General features: G+C 58.3%; 17 protein-coding genes. 14 read left to right on the top strand and 3 right to left on the bottom strand.

The genetic code is table 11. The features are described from left to right. The 11 genes from rpmD to bfr all read left to right on the top strand — a co-directional run bounded on the left by rpmD (position 1) and on the right by bfr (position 7,396). The gene (rpmD, locus tag AC07OJ_RS29640; RefSeq protein WP_003176408.1) at positions 1 to 177 is read left to right on the top strand and encodes a 50S ribosomal protein L30; all 177 of its coding nucleotides are present in this window, start codon (positions 1 to 3) and stop codon (positions 175 to 177) included. Between the two features lie 3 nt (positions 178 to 180). Then, positions 181 to 618 (top strand): 50S ribosomal protein L15, encoded by a 438-nt coding sequence (gene rplO, locus AC07OJ_RS29635; protein ID WP_003176407.1) that lies wholly within the window; start codon positions 181 to 183, stop codon positions 616 to 618. Next, positions 619 to 1,947: a preprotein translocase subunit SecY gene (gene secY, locus AC07OJ_RS29630; RefSeq protein WP_003176406.1), complete on the top strand. Its 1,329-nt coding sequence runs from the start codon at positions 619 to 621 to the stop codon at positions 1,945 to 1,947. A gap of 28 nt (positions 1,948 to 1,975) precedes the next feature. Further along, positions 1,976 to 2,092, top strand: coding sequence for a 50S ribosomal protein L36 (gene rpmJ, locus AC07OJ_RS29625; protein ID WP_002555468.1), 117 nt, complete (start codon positions 1,976 to 1,978; stop codon positions 2,090 to 2,092). A gap of 129 nt (positions 2,093 to 2,221) precedes the next feature. Further along, positions 2,222 to 2,578: a 30S ribosomal protein S13 gene (rpsM, locus tag AC07OJ_RS29620; protein ID WP_003194635.1), complete on the top strand. Its 357-nt coding sequence runs from the start codon at positions 2,222 to 2,224 to the stop codon at positions 2,576 to 2,578. A 30-nt stretch (positions 2,579 to 2,608) separates the two neighbouring features. Beyond that, a complete protein-coding gene (gene rpsK / locus AC07OJ_RS29615; RefSeq protein WP_002555466.1) occupies positions 2,609 to 2,998 on the top strand; it encodes a 30S ribosomal protein S11 in 390 nt (129 codons plus the stop codon). A gap of 18 nt (positions 2,999 to 3,016) precedes the next feature. After that, positions 3,017 to 3,637 (top strand): 30S ribosomal protein S4, encoded by a 621-nt coding sequence (gene rpsD / locus AC07OJ_RS29610; RefSeq protein ID WP_003176404.1) that lies wholly within the window; start codon positions 3,017 to 3,019, stop codon positions 3,635 to 3,637. 22 nt (positions 3,638 to 3,659) lie between these two features. After that, on the top strand, positions 3,660 to 4,661 hold the full coding sequence (locus tag AC07OJ_RS29605; RefSeq protein ID WP_003176403.1) for a DNA-directed RNA polymerase subunit alpha: 1,002 nt from the start codon (positions 3,660 to 3,662) through the stop codon (positions 4,659 to 4,661). A 41-nt stretch (positions 4,662 to 4,702) separates the two neighbouring features. After that, entirely contained in the window at positions 4,703 to 5,089 is a 387-nt protein-coding gene (rplQ, locus tag AC07OJ_RS29600; RefSeq protein WP_003176402.1) for a 50S ribosomal protein L17, read from the top strand. A 238-nt stretch (positions 5,090 to 5,327) separates the two neighbouring features. Then, positions 5,328 to 6,776: a catalase gene (locus AC07OJ_RS29595; protein ID WP_065909929.1), complete on the top strand. Its 1,449-nt coding sequence runs from the start codon at positions 5,328 to 5,330 to the stop codon at positions 6,774 to 6,776. A gap of 155 nt (positions 6,777 to 6,931) precedes the next feature. Next, entirely contained in the window at positions 6,932 to 7,396 is a 465-nt protein-coding gene (gene bfr, locus AC07OJ_RS29590; RefSeq protein ID WP_003176400.1) for a bacterioferritin, read from the top strand. Positions 7,397 to 7,462: 66 nt separating this feature from the next. Here the strand turns inward: bfr and uvrA are convergent, their stop codons facing one another. Beyond that, positions 7,463 to 10,297 carry an excinuclease ABC subunit UvrA gene (gene uvrA / locus AC07OJ_RS29585; RefSeq protein WP_106802493.1) on the bottom strand — a complete coding sequence of 945 codons (2,835 nt, stop codon included), beginning with the start codon at positions 10,295 to 10,297 and terminating at the stop codon, positions 7,463 to 7,465. A gap of 178 nt (positions 10,298 to 10,475) precedes the next feature. Here uvrA and AC07OJ_RS29580 point away from each other — a divergent pair, with 178 nt between their 5' ends. Continuing rightward, a complete protein-coding gene (locus AC07OJ_RS29580; protein ID WP_065909934.1) occupies positions 10,476 to 11,870 on the top strand; it encodes an MFS transporter in 1,395 nt (464 codons plus the stop codon). Positions 11,871 to 11,879: 9 nt separating this feature from the next. Next, on the top strand, positions 11,880 to 12,395 hold the full coding sequence (locus AC07OJ_RS29575) for a single-stranded DNA-binding protein (protein WP_003232445.1): 516 nt from the start codon (positions 11,880 to 11,882) through the stop codon (positions 12,393 to 12,395). A 67-nt stretch (positions 12,396 to 12,462) separates the two neighbouring features. Here the strand turns inward: AC07OJ_RS29575 and AC07OJ_RS29570 are convergent, their stop codons facing one another. Next, positions 12,463 to 13,371, bottom strand: a complete 909-nt coding sequence (locus AC07OJ_RS29570; RefSeq protein ID WP_495095728.1) for a LysR family transcriptional regulator — start codon at positions 13,369 to 13,371, stop codon at positions 12,463 to 12,465. 101 nt (positions 13,372 to 13,472) lie between these two features. Between AC07OJ_RS29570 and tam the strand changes: the two genes are divergently transcribed. Continuing rightward, positions 13,473 to 14,231, top strand: a complete 759-nt coding sequence (gene tam / locus AC07OJ_RS29565) for a trans-aconitate 2-methyltransferase (RefSeq protein ID WP_495095727.1) — start codon at positions 13,473 to 13,475, stop codon at positions 14,229 to 14,231. 21 nt (positions 14,232 to 14,252) lie between these two features. On the opposite strand, the gene AC07OJ_RS29560 is transcribed toward tam, so the two are convergent. Then, positions 14,253 to 14,816 (bottom strand): cysteine hydrolase family protein, encoded by a 564-nt coding sequence (locus AC07OJ_RS29560; RefSeq protein WP_106802497.1) that lies wholly within the window; start codon positions 14,814 to 14,816, stop codon positions 14,253 to 14,255. Positions 14,817 to 14,868 lie beyond the last annotated feature (52 nt).

Below are 14,868 nucleotides of genomic sequence, written 5' to 3'. Positions count from 1 at the left end.
ATGGCTACCGTTAAAGTAACGCTGATCAAAAGCATGACCGGCCGCATCCCTAACCACAAACTGTGCGTTAAAGGTCTGGGTCTGCGTCGCATCGGTCACACTGTAGAAGTCCAGGATACTCCCGAGAATCGCGGGATGATCAACAAGGCTTACTACATGCTGCGTGTAGAGGGTTAATCGATGAAACTCAATGATCTGAGTCCAGCGCCGGGTTCCCGTCGCGAAAAGCATCGTCCGGGCCGTGGTATCGGTAGCGGTTTGGGTAAGACTGGTGGCCGTGGCCACAAAGGTCAAACCTCCCGCTCCGGTGGCACCATTGCTCCAGGCTTTGAAGGCGGTCAACAGCCGCTGCATCGTCGCCTGCCTAAGTTCGGTTTCGTTTCCCTGAAAGCCATGGACCGCGCAGAAGTGCGTCTGTCCGAGCTGGCCAAAGTGGAAGGCGACATCGTTACTGTGCAGACCCTGAAAGATGCCAACGTGATCAACGTCAACGTACAGCGTGTGAAAATCATGCTGTCCGGTGAAGTGACTCGCGCTGTCACTATCGGCAAGGGAATCGGCGCCACCAAAGGTGCGCGTTCGGCTATCGAAGCAGCTGGCGGCAAGTTCGAGGAATAAATGGCTAAGCAAGGTGCTCTCTCAGCGCTCGGCAAAGGCGGTATGTCTGAACTTTGGGCTCGTCTGCGTTTTCTGTTCCTGGCGATTATCGTCTACCGAATAGGCGCACACATCCCGGTTCCAGGTATCAACCCGGACCGACTCGCAGACCTGTTTCGACAGAATGAGGGGACCATTCTTAGCTTGTTCAACATGTTTTCCGGCGGCGCGCTGGAACGGATGAGCATCTTTGCACTGGGGATCATGCCGTACATTTCGGCATCGATCATCATGCAACTGATGACCGCCGTCAGTCCGCAGCTGGAGCAGTTGAAGAAGGAAGGTGAAGCTGGCCGTCGCAAGATTAGCCAGTACACCCGCTACGGCACTGTCATCCTCGCCCTGGTTCAAGCTATCGGCATGTCCGTTGGCCTGGCAGGGCAGGGTGTTGCGTTCACTGGTGACTTTGGCTTCCATTTCGTCGCGGTATCCACTTTTGTGGCTGGTGCGATGTTCATGATGTGGCTGGGTGAGCAGATTACTGAGCGTGGTGTTGGCAACGGTATCTCGATGTTGATTTTCGCAGGTATCGTCGCCGGTCTTCCGAGAGCAATCGGGCAGTCTTTCGAGTCTGCGCGTCAGGGTGATATCAATATTTTCGCCCTGGTTGCCATCGGTTTGCTGGCAGTAGCGATTATCGGTTTTGTGGTGTTCATTGAGCGTGGCCAGCGTCGTATTGCTGTTCACTACGCCAAGCGTCAGCAGGGCCGTAAGGTCTTTGCTGCGCAGACCAGCCACTTGCCGCTGAAAGTGAATATGGCCGGTGTTATTCCGGCAATTTTCGCGAGCAGCATTTTGCTGTTTCCGGCTTCGTTGGGTACCTGGTTTGGTCAGTCTGAAAATATGGGCTGGCTGCAGGACCTCTCTCAGTCGATCGCTCCTGGTCAGCCGTTGAATATTCTGCTGTTTAGTGCAGGGATTATTTTCTTCTGCTTCTTCTATACGGCGTTGATGTTCAATCCGAAAGACGTAGCGGAAAACCTGAAGAAGTCCGGTGCCTTTATTCCGGGTATTCGTCCAGGTGAGCAGTCTGCACGCTACATTGATGGCGTTCTGACTCGTTTGACCCTGTTCGGTGCTCTATATATGACGGCCGTGTGCTTGTTGCCCCAGTTCCTGGTGGTTGCAGCAAACGTTCCGTTCTACCTTGGCGGGACCTCGTTGCTGATCGTGGTCGTGGTTGTGATGGACTTCATGTCCCAAGTACAATCGCACCTCGTTTCGCACCAGTACGAATCCCTGATGAAGAAAGCCAACCTGAAGGGCTACGGCAGCGGCATGTTGCGCTGAGTACCCCATAAGGTTCGAGGAGTTGGTGATGAAAGTTCGTGCATCGGTGAAAAAGCTGTGCCGTAACTGCAAGATTATTCGCCGCGAAGGTGTTGTTCGAGTAATTTGCAGCGCGGAACCGCGTCACAAACAGCGCCAAGGCTGAGTGTGATCCGCTTGAAGCCCGGCAGCTAGTGCGCTGCCGGGTTGATTATTTGTTATTACAGCGATATTATCTCGCGCCCTATTTCTTGGCTTCCGGGGCGTAGGTAGCTGTCAATTGGAGTCCCACTGAATGGCCCGTATTGCAGGCGTTAACATTCCAGATAACAAGCACACTGTTATCTCGCTGACCTACATCTATGGTGTTGGTCGCACTACTGCGCAGAAAATTTGCGCAGTTGCTGGGGTAAACCCAGCCGCTAAGATCAAGGATCTGAGCGACGAGCAGATTGAACAGCTGCGTGGCGAAGTGGCGAAGTTCACCACTGAAGGTGACCTGCGTCGCGAAATCAACATGAAAATCAAGCGTTTGATGGACCTCGGTTGCTATCGCGGTCTGCGTCATCGTCGTGGTCTTCCAGTACGCGGTCAGCGTACCAAGACTAACGCGCGTACCCGTAAAGGTCCGCGTAAGCCGATCCGCAAGTAATCGCCCCAGCGAATCGACAGGAAAATTATCATGGCAAAACCTGCTGCTCGTCCTCGTAAAAAAGTTAAAAAGACAGTGGTTGATGGCATCGCCCACATCCATGCTTCTTTTAACAACACCATCGTGACCATCACCGACCGTCAAGGTAACGCGCTTTCTTGGGCTACCTCCGGTGGTTCGGGTTTCCGCGGTTCCCGCAAGTCCACCCCGTTTGCTGCTCAAGTAGCTGCTGAACGTGCTGGTCAAGCTGCGCTGGAATACGGCCTGAAAAACCTCGACGTTAACGTCAAAGGTCCAGGTCCAGGTCGTGAGTCTGCTGTCCGTGCTTTGAACGGCTGTGGCTATAAGATCGCCAGCATCACCGACGTGACGCCAATCCCGCACAACGGGTGCCGTCCGCCGAAGAAGCGCCGCGTGTAATCCAGGAGATTGTAAAGAATGGCTCGTTACATTGGTCCAAAATGCAAACTCGCTCGTCGCGAAGGCACCGATCTCTTCCTGAAGAGCGGCGTGCGCGCGATCGAATCGAAGTGCAACATTGAAGCAGCACCTGGTATCCACGGCCAACGCCGCGGTCGCCAGTCCGATTACGGCACCCAACTGCGTGAAAAGCAGAAGGTCCGTCGTATCTACGGCGTTCTCGAGCGTCAGTTCAGCGGCTACTACAAAGAAGCTGCTGGCAAGAAAGGTGCAACCGGTGAAAACCTGCTGCAACTGCTCGAATGCCGTCTGGACAACGTTGTATACCGTATGGGCTTTGGTTCGACTCGTGCCGAATCCCGTCAGCTGGTATCGCACAAGTCGATCAGCGTTAACGGTCAGACCGTAAACGTTCCGTCCTACCAGGTTCGTGCTGGTGACGTGGTCGCAGTTCGCGAGAAAGCAAAAAACCAACTTCGCATTGTCCAAGCTCTCGATCTGTGTGCCCAACGTGGCCGCGTAGAATGGGTAGAAGTAGACACTGAGAAGAAGTCGGGCGTTTTCAAGAACGTTCCTGCTCGCAGTGATCTGTCCGCCGACATCAACGAAAGCCTGATTGTCGAGCTCTACTCCAAGTAAGGGCTAGAAAATAGGTGCATCCATGCAGATTTCGGTAAATGAGTTCCTGACACCCCGCCACATTGATGTGCAGGTTGTCAGTCCAACCCGCGCCAAGATCACTCTCGAGCCTCTCGAGCGTGGTTTTGGCCACACCCTGGGCAACGCGCTGCGCCGCATCCTGTTGTCCTCAATGCCCGGCTGTGCAGTAGTCGAGGCCGAGATTGACGGTGTGCTCCACGAGTACAGCGCCATCGAAGGTGTACAGGAAGACGTAATTGAAATCCTGTTGAACCTTAAAGGTCTGGCTATCAAGCTGCACGGCCGTGACGAAGTTACGCTGACCTTGTCGAAGAAGGGTTCGGGGGTGGTTACCGCTGCCGATATTCAGCTGGATCATGATGTCGAGATCGTTAACCCCGATCACGTAATCGCTAACCTGGCGTCTAACGGCGCCCTGAACATGAAGCTCACCGTAGCTCGTGGTCGTGGTTATGAACCGGCCGACTCGCGTCAGAGCGATGAAGACGAAAGCCGCAGCATTGGTCGCTTGCAGCTTGACTCTTCGTTCAGCCCGGTTCGCCGTATCGCATACGTGGTGGAAAACGCCCGTGTCGAGCAGCGTACTAACCTGGACAAGCTGGTTATTGATCTGGAAACCAACGGTACTCTGGATCCTGAAGAGGCTATCCGCCGCGCTGCAACCATTCTGCAACAGCAGTTGGCTGCGTTCGTCGACCTCAAAGGTGACAGCGAACCAGTGGTAATCGAGCAGGAAGACGAGATCGATCCGATCCTGCTTCGCCCGGTTGACGATCTGGAACTGACTGTACGTTCGGCTAACTGCCTTAAGGCGGAAAACATTTACTACATCGGCGACCTGATTCAGCGTACCGAAGTAGAACTGTTGAAGACTCCGAACCTGGGCAAGAAATCCTTGACTGAAATCAAGGACGTTCTGGCCTCCCGCGGTCTGTCCCTCGGCATGCGCCTCGACAACTGGCCGCCTGCAAGTCTTAAGAAGGACGACAAGGCGACTGCCTGATCGTCGTAATCACCGAACGTGAGTTTGGTAAGGAATGAACCATGCGTCATCGTAAAAGTGGTCGTCACCTGAGCCGTACCAGCTCGCACCGCAAGGCCATGTTCCAAAACATGGCGGTGTCGCTGTTCGAGCACGAGCTGATCAAAACTACACTGCCGAAAGCTAAAGAACTGCGTCGCGTTGCTGAGCCGCTGATTACTTTGGCCAAGACAGACAGCCTGGCTAACCGCCGTCTGGCTTTCGACCGTACTCGTTCGAAAGCTATCGTTGGTAAGCTCTTCAACGACCTGGGCAAGCGTTACGCTACCCGTGAGGGTGGCTACCTGCGCATCCTCAAGTGCGGTTTCCGCGCTGGCGACAACGCGCCTATGGCGTACGTCGAGTTGGTTGATCGTGCTACTGCTGGCGAAGCTGTAAGCGCCGAGTAAGACGACAAGCTGTAACGAAGAACCGGGCCTAGTGCCCGGTTTTTTGTGCGCGTAATAAAAGCGCCACGTGTACAAGCTTTCGTCAGGTCAAGATTGGCACTATGAATGGAGGGATTGTCGGTAGTTTTTCTCTATTGATGTCTGCAATTTAATGAATTTGTAGACGTCATGTTGATGATCGATACTTCCTCCAAGCCGATAGCCGGCAGTTCCAAGTCCGACCTGAGGAAAATTGAGCATGAGCCAGAACAAAATCCTTACTACTGCCAGTGGCGCGCCCGTTGCGGATAACCAGAATTCCCGTTCCGCCGGCCCTCGTGGCCCGCTGCTTCTTGACGACTTTCACCTGATCGAGAAGCTTGCCCATTTCAACCGTGAGAACATCCCTGAGCGTCGCGTACACGCCAAAGGCTCGGGTGCTTACGGTACATTCACCGTGACAAAAGACATTACTCAATACACCAGTGCCAAACTGTTCGAGTCTATTGGCAAGCAAACCCCAACCTTCCTGCGGTTTTCGACGGTAGGCGGCGAGCGTGGTTCGGCTGACACTGAGCGCGATCCGCGTGGTTTCGCCCTGAAGTTCTACACCGAAGAAGGCAACTGGGACATCGTGGGTAACAACACGCCGGTATTCTTCATTCGTGATCCATTGAAGTTCCCTGACTTCATCCACACCCAGAAACGTCTGCCGCAAAGCAACTTGAAAAGCGCGCAGATGATGTGGGACTTCTGGTCGCACTCCCCTGAGGCGCTGCACCAGGTCACCATCCTGTTTTCGGACCGTGGCATCCCCGATGGCTACCGTCACATGCACGGCTTCGGCAGCCATACCTACAGCCTGATCAACGCCAAGGGCGAGCGTCACTGGGTGAAGTGGCACTACAAGACCAAGCAAGGCATCAAGAACCTGGCGCCTGCCGAGGCTGCACGCCTGGCCGGTACCGATCCTGATTACGCCCAGCGCGACTTGTTCGGTGCAATCGAGCGCGGTGATTTCCCGAAATGGCGCGTCTGCATCCAGATCATGACTGAAGCCCAGGCAAACGCTCACTATGAGAACCCTTTCGACGTAACCAAGACCTGGTCGCAGAAAGAGTTTCCGCTGATCGAAGTGGGTGAGCTGGAGCTTAATCGCAATCCGCAGAACTATTTCGCCGAAGTGGAACAAGCTGCGTTCGGTCCGAGCAACATGGTGCCAGGTGTTGGCTTGTCGCCAGACCGCATGCTGCAGGGGCGTGTGTTCGCGTACGCAGATGCCCACCGCTACCGCGTCGGCACGAATCACCAGCAACTGCCGGTGAATGCCCCGCGTAGCCCGGTAAATAGCTACCAGCGTGACGGCTCGATGGCATTCGGCAGCAACGGTGGTGCGGCGCCCAACTATGAGCCTAACAGCTACAGTGACGCACCGAAGCAAGCGCCGCAGTACGCTGAGCCTGCCCTGGCGCTGAGCGGTGCCGCGGATCGCTACGATCACCGCGAAGACACCGATTACTACAGCCATGCAGGTGCGCTGTTCCGCCTGATGAATGATGAGCAGAAAGCATTGCTCACCAGTAACATCGCCGGTGCAATGTCCGGGGTTTCCAGCGATGTGGTTCAGCGTCAATTGCAGCACTTCTACAAGGCAGACCCTGCTTATGGAGAAGCAATCGCAAAGGCACTGGGTGTATCGCTTAACTAACTCTAAACGATAAGCAGAACCGCCCTCATTTGGGCGGTTTTTGCGTTATTTCAGCTACTTTTCTCCGGAAATCTTCACTTTTCTGCCGTTGATCCCGTGACCTATAGGTCAGCATGGTTCAAACTACAGGCTTTCAAGCAGGGAGATGTAGGGCGATGCAAGGTCACCCCGACGTAATCGATTACCTCAACACGTTGCTGACGGGCGAACTGGCAGCTCGTGACCAATATTTCATCCACTCGCGTATGTACGAAGACTGGGGCTTTACCGAGCTCTACGAGCGTATCAACCACGAAATGGAAGAAGAGGCACAGCACGCCGACGCTCTGATGCGCCGTATCCTGATGCTCGAAGGCACGCCACGTATGCGGCCCGACGATCTGGATGTGGGCACCACGGTGCCTGACATGCTCGCTGCCGATCTTCGCCTCGAGTACAAGGTCCGTGCCGCCCTCTGCAAAGGCATCGAGCTTTGCGAGCAGCACAACGACTACGTCACTCGGGAAATCCTGCGGGTGCAGTTGAACGATACTGAAGAAGATCACACCTACTGGCTGGAAAAACAGCTTGGCCTGATCAAGCTGATCGGCCTGGAGAACTACCTGCAATCGCAGTTCTGATTTCCGGCTACAAAAAAGCCCCTGTCATCTTGAAGTGACAGGGGCTTTTTATTGAGCCCGGGAAGGTCAGGCCCGATCGCGCGCCAGCAGCGGTTTCAAGTAGTAACCGGTGTGGGACTGTGGCATCTCGGAGACCTGCTCCGGCGTCCCCACTGCAATGATCTGGCCGCCCTTGGAGCCGCCTTCCGGCCCCAGGTCTACCAGCCAGTCGGCGGTCTTGATCACATCCAGGTTGTGCTCGATCACTACCACGGTGTTGCCGTGGTCCCGCAGGCGGTGCAGCACGTCCAGCAGTTGCTGGATATCCGCGAAGTGCAGGCCGGTGGTTGGCTCATCGAGGATATACAAGGTCTTGCCTGTATCGCGCTTGGACAGCTCGCGCGACAACTTCACCCGCTGCGCTTCACCGCCGGACAGGGTGGTCGCCGATTGCCCCAGCTTGATATACGACAGGCCCACATCCATCAGTGTCTGCAGCTTGCGCGCCAACGCCGGGACGGCGTCGAAGAACACCCGGGCTTCCTCGATGGTCATCTCGAGGGTTTCGTGGATGCTCTTGCCCTTGTATTTGATCTCCAGGGTTTCGCGGTTGTAGCGCTTGCTCTTGCACACATCGCATGGCACGTAGATGTCCGGCAGGAAGTGCATCTCGACCTTGATCAAGCCATCGCCCTGGCAGGCCTCGCAGCGCCCACCCTTGACGTTGAACGAGAACCGGCCCGGCCCGTAGCCCCGCGAGCGGGACTCCGGTACACCGGCGAACAGCTCGCGAATCGGCGTGAACAGCCCGGTGTAGGTTGCCGGGTTGGAGCGCGGTGTACGGCCAATCGGGCTCTGGTCGATATCGACCACCTTGTCCAGGTGTTCCAGACCCTTGATGCTGTCGTGCGCCGCAGCTTCCAGCGTAGTCGCGCCATTCAGGGCGGTGGCACTCAGCGGGAACAGCGTGTTGTTGATCAGCGTCGACTTGCCCGAGCCGGACACGCCGGTCACGCAGGTCAGCAGGCCCAAGGGGATTTCCAGGTCCACGTTGCGCAGGTTGTTGCCACGCGCTCCCTTGAGGTGCAGCGCGAGCTTCTTGTTGCGCGGAGTGCGCTTGGCCGGCACTTCAATCTTCACGCGGCCAGATAAGTATTTGCCGGTCAGCGAGTCCGGGTGGGCCATGACTTCGGCAGGTGTGCCTTCAGCGACGATATGTCCGCCATGCACACCCGCACCCGGGCCAATGTCGACGACATAATCCGCCAGGCGGATCGCGTCTTCATCGTGCTCGACCACGATCACCGTGTTGCCGATATCCCGCAGGTGCTTCAGCGTACCCAGGAGGCGGTCGTTGTCGCGCTGATGCAGGCCAATCGACGGTTCATCAAGGATATACAGCACGCCCACGAGGCCTGCACCGATCTGGCTGGCCAGTCGAATCCGCTGGGCCTCACCGCCGGACAAGGTATCGGCGCTGCGATCCAGCGACAGGTAGTCCAGGCCCACGTTAACCAGGAACTGCAGGCGCTCGCGGATTTCCTTGAGGATCTTGTCGGCAATTTCCCCGCGGCGTCCGGTCAGCTTCAGTACGCCAAAGTATTCACAGGCATCGCCGATTGGCAGGTTGGTCACCGCCGGCAGGGTCTTCTCGCCGACCCAAACATGCCGGGCCTCACGGCGCAGGCGCGTGCCACGGCAATCCGGGCACGGCTGGGTGCTGAGGAATTTCGCCAGCTCCTCGCGCACGCTTGCCGACTCGGTCTCGCGGTAACGGCGTTCCAGGTTCGGCACGATGCCTTCGAACGGGTGCGAGCGCTTGACGATGTCGCCACGGTCGTTCAGGTACTTGAAGTCGACGTTCTGCGAACCACTGCCGTTGAGAATGACCTTCTGCTGGTCGGCCGGCAGTTGGTTGAAGGGCACTTCAAGACTGAACTTATAGTGGGAGGCCAACGACCCGAGCATCTGGAAGTAATAGACGTTGCGCCTGTCCCAGCCGCGTATCGCCCCCTCCGCCAGTGTCAGTTCGCCATTCACCAGGCGCTTGATGTCGAAGAATTGCTTCACACCCAGGCCATCACAGGTGGGGCAGGCGCCGGCCGGGTTGTTGAAGGAAAACAGCTTGGGTTCCAGCTCGCTGATGGCGTGGCCACAGATCGGGCAGGCGAAGCGCGCGGAGAAGATGATCTCTTCGCCTGGCTCGTCGTCCATCGGCGCGACCAGGGCGATGCCATCGGCCAGCTTCAGCGCGGTCTCGAACGACTCCGCCAAACGCTGCTGCAGGTCGGCGCGCACTTTGAAGCGGTCGACCACCACATCGATCGAGTGCTTCTTCTGCTTGTCGAGCTTGGGCGCTTCGTCCAGCTCATAGAGCTTGCCATTGATGCGCGCGCGTACAAAACCTTGCGCACGCAGCTCTTCGAAGACCGAAAGGTGTTCACCCTTGCGCTCGCGAATCACCGGTGCCAGCAGCATCAGCTTGGCGCCTTCCGGCTGCGCCAGCACCAGGTCGACCATCTGGCTGACGGTCTGGGCCTCCAGCGGAATGTCGTGGTCCGGGCAGCGTGGAATACCTACTCGCGCGTAGAGCAGGCGCAGGTAGTCGTAGATTTCGGTAATGGTGCCCACAGTGGAGCGTGGGTTATGGGAGGTCGACTTCTGTTCGATGGAGATCGCCGGCGACAGGCCTTCAATGGTGTCGACGTCTGGCTTTTCCATCATCGACAGGAACTGGCGGGCGTAGGCCGACAGCGACTCCACATAGCGGCGCTGGCCTTCGGCATACAGCGTGTCGAACGCCAGGGACGATTTGCCGGAGCCGGACAGGCCGGTGATGACGATCAGTTTGTCCCGGGGCAGGGTCAGGTCGATGTTCTTCAGGTTGTGGGTTCTAGCCCCACGAATCAGGATCTTGTCCAAGATGGCCTCGCACGGCGGGCGTAAATAATGCCGGAGTATACGGCTAAAGACTGGATGAATATACACTGTCAAAAGGCCGCTTGCAGCCTTACATGAAAGCTGCGCGGCAAACCGCCGCATATACCCTCTCAATCGATGGGACTGGTAGAATCGCCGCCGGTTCACACGAGGTTTTTCCATGCACGATCCCCACAGCGAACGCATGAGTAGCGGCGAGACCCGAGCAGCAAGCGGTCTGGCCCTGGTGTTCGCCTTCCGTATGCTTGGCATGTTCATGGTGTTGCCGGTGCTGGCGACCTATGGGATGGACCTCGCAGGCGCGACCCCCGCATTGATCGGCCTGGCGATTGGCGCCTATGGCCTGACCCAGGCAATTTTCCAGATTCCTTTCGGGATCATTTCCGACCGCATCGGCCGTCGTCCGGTGATTTACCTGGGGCTGATCGTGTTCGCCCTCGGCAGTGTGCTCGCGGCCCAGTCCGATTCGATCTGGGGCGTGATCGCCGGACGAATCCTGCAAGGCGCCGGGGCAATTTCCGCCGCTGTCATGGCGCTGTTGTCGGACCTGACCCGCGAGCAACACCGCACCAAGGCCATGGCCATGATCGGCATGACCATCGGTCTGTCCTTCGCCGTGGCGATGGTGGTCGGCCCCTTGCTCACGCGTGCCTTCGGTTTGCACGGGCTGTTCCTGGCCACTGGCGGCATGGCGTTGTTCGGTATCGTGATCGTGGCCTTTATGGTGCCGCGGTCCACCGGCACCCTGCAGCACCGTGAATCGGGTGTCGCGCGCAAGGCGTTGTTACCGACGCTCAAGCACCCGGACCTGTTGCGCCTGGATTTAGGTATCTTCGTATTGCACGCGATGCTGATGTGCAGCTTCGTCGCCTTGCCTCTCGCACTGGTGGAAAAAGCCGGTCTGCCCAAGGAGCAGCACTGGTGGGTCTACCTGACAGCGCTGCTGGTTTCGTTCTTCGCCATGATCCCGTTCATCATCTACGGCGAGAAGAAACGCAAAATGAAACGAGTTTTGCTCGGCGCCGTCACGACGCTGATGCTCACTGAGCTATTCTTTTGGCAGTTCGGCGACAGCCTGCGGGCACTGGTAATCGGCACGGTGGTGTTCTTCACCGCGTTCAACCTGCTGGAGGCCTCGCTGCCGTCGCTGATCAGTAAAGTTTCACCGGCCGGGGGCAAGGGCACTGCGATGGGGGTGTATTCCACCAGCCAGTTCCTGGGTTCCGCACTGGGCGGCATCATGGGCGGCTGGATGTTCCAGCATGGCGGTTTGTCGGTTGTGTTCCTCGGATGCGCCGGGCTGGCTGCACTTTGGCTGGCCTTTGCTGTTACCATGCGCGAACCTCCCTACGTCACAAGTCTGCGTTTGCCGCTGTCGCCAGAGGCGATCCGTGAAAGCGGTCTGGTAGAGCGCCTGAAGGCCGTCGTAGGGGTAACAGATGCAGTCGTGGTCGCTGAAGAGGCGGCCATTTACATCAAACTGGACACCGAATTATTGGATCGCGCGACGCTCGAGCAACTGGTCAACCCAGTGCCGACAGCGCGCCCAGCCTAGGAGAACGTTATGGCCCGTGGGGTTAACAAAGTCATATTGGTCGGTACATGCGGCCAGGATCCCGAAGTTCGCTACTTGCCTAACGGTAACGCCGTGACCAACCTGAGTCTGGCGACCAGCGAACAGTGGACCGACAAGCAGACCGGCCAGAAGGTCGAGAAAACCGAATGGCACCGCGTATCGATGTTCGGCAAGGTCGCCGAGATCGCCGGTGAGTACCTGCGCAAAGGTTCGCAGGTCTACATCGAAGGCAAGCTGCAGACCCGCGAGTGGGAAAAAGACGGCATCAAGCGTTACACCACCGAAATCGTGGTCGACATGCAAGGCACCATGCAACTGCTGGGCGGCCGTCCACAGGGCGACCAACAGGGCCAGGGCGGCATGTCCAACTCGGCACCGCGTCCACAACAGTCGCGTCCGCAGCCAAGCCAGCAGCCACAGCGTGAGTCGCGTCCAGCGCCACAACAGGCCGCGCCGCAGCCTGCGCCGGATTTCGACAGCTTTGACGATGATATCCCGTTCTAAGGTTTAACCACCGGAACGAGCAAAACCCCCGACGGCGCAAGCCTCGGGGGTTTTTTATTGCCGTTTGTCAGGCGTCTGTCGAGGCCGCTCGCACCACCATTTCCTTGAAGCGTTGCAGCACTGCCGAGCCATCACCCACCCGCGTCGCCAGATGCAAGGGCGCTACCAGGCTGCGGCAATCGCTCAACTCCCGGTAGACGATGCCATCCCCGCGCAGGCGCTGCATCGAGGCCGGCACGATGGACACCCCAAGGCCCGCAGCCACCAGGCTCAACGTGGCGGTCATGCGCGGGGCTTCCTGGACCACCTGCGGACTGAACCCCGCTTCACGGCAGGCTACCAGGATTGCGTCAAATAACCCCAGTCCGACACGACGGCGATAGAGCACGAAAGACTCGGTGGCCAGCGCAGACAAGGGCAGGGGGATGTCAAAGTCGATCGCCAACGGATGATCGGTCGGCAGCGCCAGCAACATCGGCTCCACCAGGATCGGCTCGTCCTGCAATGATTGCGTGCCGCTGAGCGGTGAGCGGATAAACGCCGCGTCGAGTTTCTCATGCGCCAGCGCGTCCAGCAGTTCGCCGGTTCCGGCTTCCTCCAGTACGACCGAGACTCCCACGAAGGTTTCCCGAAACAGTCGCAACACACTCGGCACAAACGGGTGCAAGGCCGCTGAGCTGGTAAAGCCGATGGCCAGGCGCCCGCGTTCTCCCCGAGCGGCGCGACGCACGACATCGGCGACACCGTCGACGCGCGCCAGCACCTCGCGTGCTTCATCCAGCAGGGCCAACCCGGCCGGGGTCGGCCGCACGCCGCGTGGCAGGCGTTCCATCAGCACCACGTCCAATTCGGCTTCAAGGCTTTGCAGCAAGCGCGTCAACGGTGGCTGCTGCATGCCCAGGCGTTGCGCCGCCCGGGTGATGTAGCCTTCTTCGGCAATGGCCACGAAGGCTTTGAGTTGGCGAAGCTCCAGCATAGGAATACTTTTGAGGTATGGGAGGTAGCCAATCCTGGCATTTGTTCTCATGGCTCACAAGAATTAGGCTGTAGCCAACCTCAAAAAGAAGGAAAGCCGTGATGACCTGGTCAGCCAAGCAGTACACGATGTTCGAACAGCAGCGCACTCGTCCTGTCCGTGACCTGGTCGCGGCCATTCCGAATACTGAGGTGCGCAACGCCGTTGACCTGGGCTGCGGCCCCGGCAATTCCACCGAAGTACTCGCCGAGCGCTTCCCGCAGGCGCACGTCACGGGCATGGACAGCTCCGATGACATGCTGGTCGATGCCCGCAAACGGCTGCCGGCGTTGAGCTTCGAACTGGCGGATATCGGTGCCTGGCGCCCTGCACAGGCTTACGATGTGATCCTGGCCAACGCCTCCCTGCAGTGGCTGCCCGACCACGCCACGCTCTACCCGCATCTGGTCAACCAACTGACGCCCGGCGGCACGCTGGCCGTGCAGACACCGGACAACCTCGACGAACCCGCCCACCGGCTGGCCCGCGAGGTGGCTGCCGACTGCCCATGGGCGGCCAGGATCGGTGCGGTCAAACACAATGAGCGGCACAGCGCGAACTACTATTACGAGTTGCTGAGCAAGCACAGCACCGTGGACGTGTGGCGCACCACGTACCTGCATCCACTGGCCGACCACGCGGCTGTGGTGGAGTGGTTCAAGGCCTCGGCGTTGCGGCCGTTTCTGGCGCCGTTGACCGACGAAGAAAAGGCCGCCTTCCTACGTGAATATCAGGCGCGAATTACCCAGGCTTACCCAGCCCTGAACGATGGCACCGTGTTGCTGCCATTTCCGCGCCTGTTCATCATCGCCACGCGCTGAGGCGCTCCACACGAGTGGCGGTTACGCGGCCGCCGCTTGTGCCTGCAAATACTCCTGTGCCGACACCACGCCGGCATAACCAAACGCCAACGATGCCATGTAGGTGTCATGCACGTGCGCCGCCGGGATCACCTTGCCATTGAATTCCAGGTCCCGCGTGGCGCAGGCGTCATGGATCAGTGTGACCTTGTAGCCCAGGTCCGCCGCCGCTCGCACCACCGCATCAATGCACATATGGCTCATGCTGCCGACCACCACCAACTCCGTGATGCTGCGTTGTTCCAGCAGTGCGCGCAGGTTGGTCTCGCGAAACGCATTGACGAAATGTTTGAGCACCACCGGCTCGCTGCCCTCATTCAGCACCTTGGGGTGCAAATAAGCGCCCTCGGAGCCCGGGGTGAAGAAGGGCGCGTCATCCGAGGTAAATTCATGGCGCACATGAATCACCGCATCGCCCGCCTGGCGAAAGGCCTGGAGCACCTGCGCGGCCTTGTCTGCCGCGGCTTCCACGCCGTCGAGCGGCCACTTGCCCTGGGGGAAGTAGTCGTTCTGGATATCGATTAGGATGAGCGCTTGCTTGGCCATGGGTGTTGCCTCGTGATGGGTTGATGGGGCCAGTATGTTAGCTGGCGCCGGC

The sequence above is a fragment of the Pseudomonas sp. GW821-FHT09C08 genome (assembly GCF_059418125.1).
This window is presented reverse-complemented; position numbering and strand designations above follow the sequence as displayed.

Excerpts from the sequence above, each read along its gene's own strand:
- rpmD (WP_003176408.1), top strand. The coding sequence starts at position 1 with ATGGCTACCGTTAAAGTAACGCTGATCAAAAGCATGACCGGCCGCATC.
- rplO (WP_003176407.1), top strand. The coding sequence starts at position 181 with ATGAAACTCAATGATCTGAGTCCAGCGCCGGGTTCCCGTCGCGAAAAG.
- secY (WP_003176406.1), top strand. The coding sequence starts at position 619 with ATGGCTAAGCAAGGTGCTCTCTCAGCGCTCGGCAAAGGCGGTATGTCT.
- rpmJ (WP_002555468.1), top strand. The coding sequence starts at position 1,976 with ATGAAAGTTCGTGCATCGGTGAAAAAGCTGTGCCGTAACTGCAAGATT.
- rpsM (WP_003194635.1), top strand. The coding sequence starts at position 2,222 with ATGGCCCGTATTGCAGGCGTTAACATTCCAGATAACAAGCACACTGTT.
- rpsK (WP_002555466.1), top strand. The coding sequence starts at position 2,609 with ATGGCAAAACCTGCTGCTCGTCCTCGTAAAAAAGTTAAAAAGACAGTG.
- rpsD (WP_003176404.1), top strand. The coding sequence starts at position 3,017 with ATGGCTCGTTACATTGGTCCAAAATGCAAACTCGCTCGTCGCGAAGGC.
- AC07OJ_RS29605 (WP_003176403.1), top strand. The coding sequence starts at position 3,660 with ATGCAGATTTCGGTAAATGAGTTCCTGACACCCCGCCACATTGATGTG.
- rplQ (WP_003176402.1), top strand. The coding sequence starts at position 4,703 with ATGCGTCATCGTAAAAGTGGTCGTCACCTGAGCCGTACCAGCTCGCAC.
- AC07OJ_RS29595 (WP_065909929.1), top strand. The coding sequence starts at position 5,328 with ATGAGCCAGAACAAAATCCTTACTACTGCCAGTGGCGCGCCCGTTGCG.
- bfr (WP_003176400.1), top strand. The coding sequence starts at position 6,932 with ATGCAAGGTCACCCCGACGTAATCGATTACCTCAACACGTTGCTGACG.
- AC07OJ_RS29580 (WP_065909934.1), top strand. The coding sequence starts at position 10,476 with ATGCACGATCCCCACAGCGAACGCATGAGTAGCGGCGAGACCCGAGCA.
- AC07OJ_RS29575 (WP_003232445.1), top strand. The coding sequence starts at position 11,880 with ATGGCCCGTGGGGTTAACAAAGTCATATTGGTCGGTACATGCGGCCAG.
- AC07OJ_RS29570 (WP_495095728.1), bottom strand. The coding sequence starts at position 13,371 with ATGCTGGAGCTTCGCCAACTCAAAGCCTTCGTGGCCATTGCCGAAGAA.
- tam (WP_495095727.1), top strand. The coding sequence starts at position 13,473 with ATGACCTGGTCAGCCAAGCAGTACACGATGTTCGAACAGCAGCGCACT.
- AC07OJ_RS29560 (WP_106802497.1), bottom strand. The coding sequence starts at position 14,816 with ATGGCCAAGCAAGCGCTCATCCTAATCGATATCCAGAACGACTACTTC.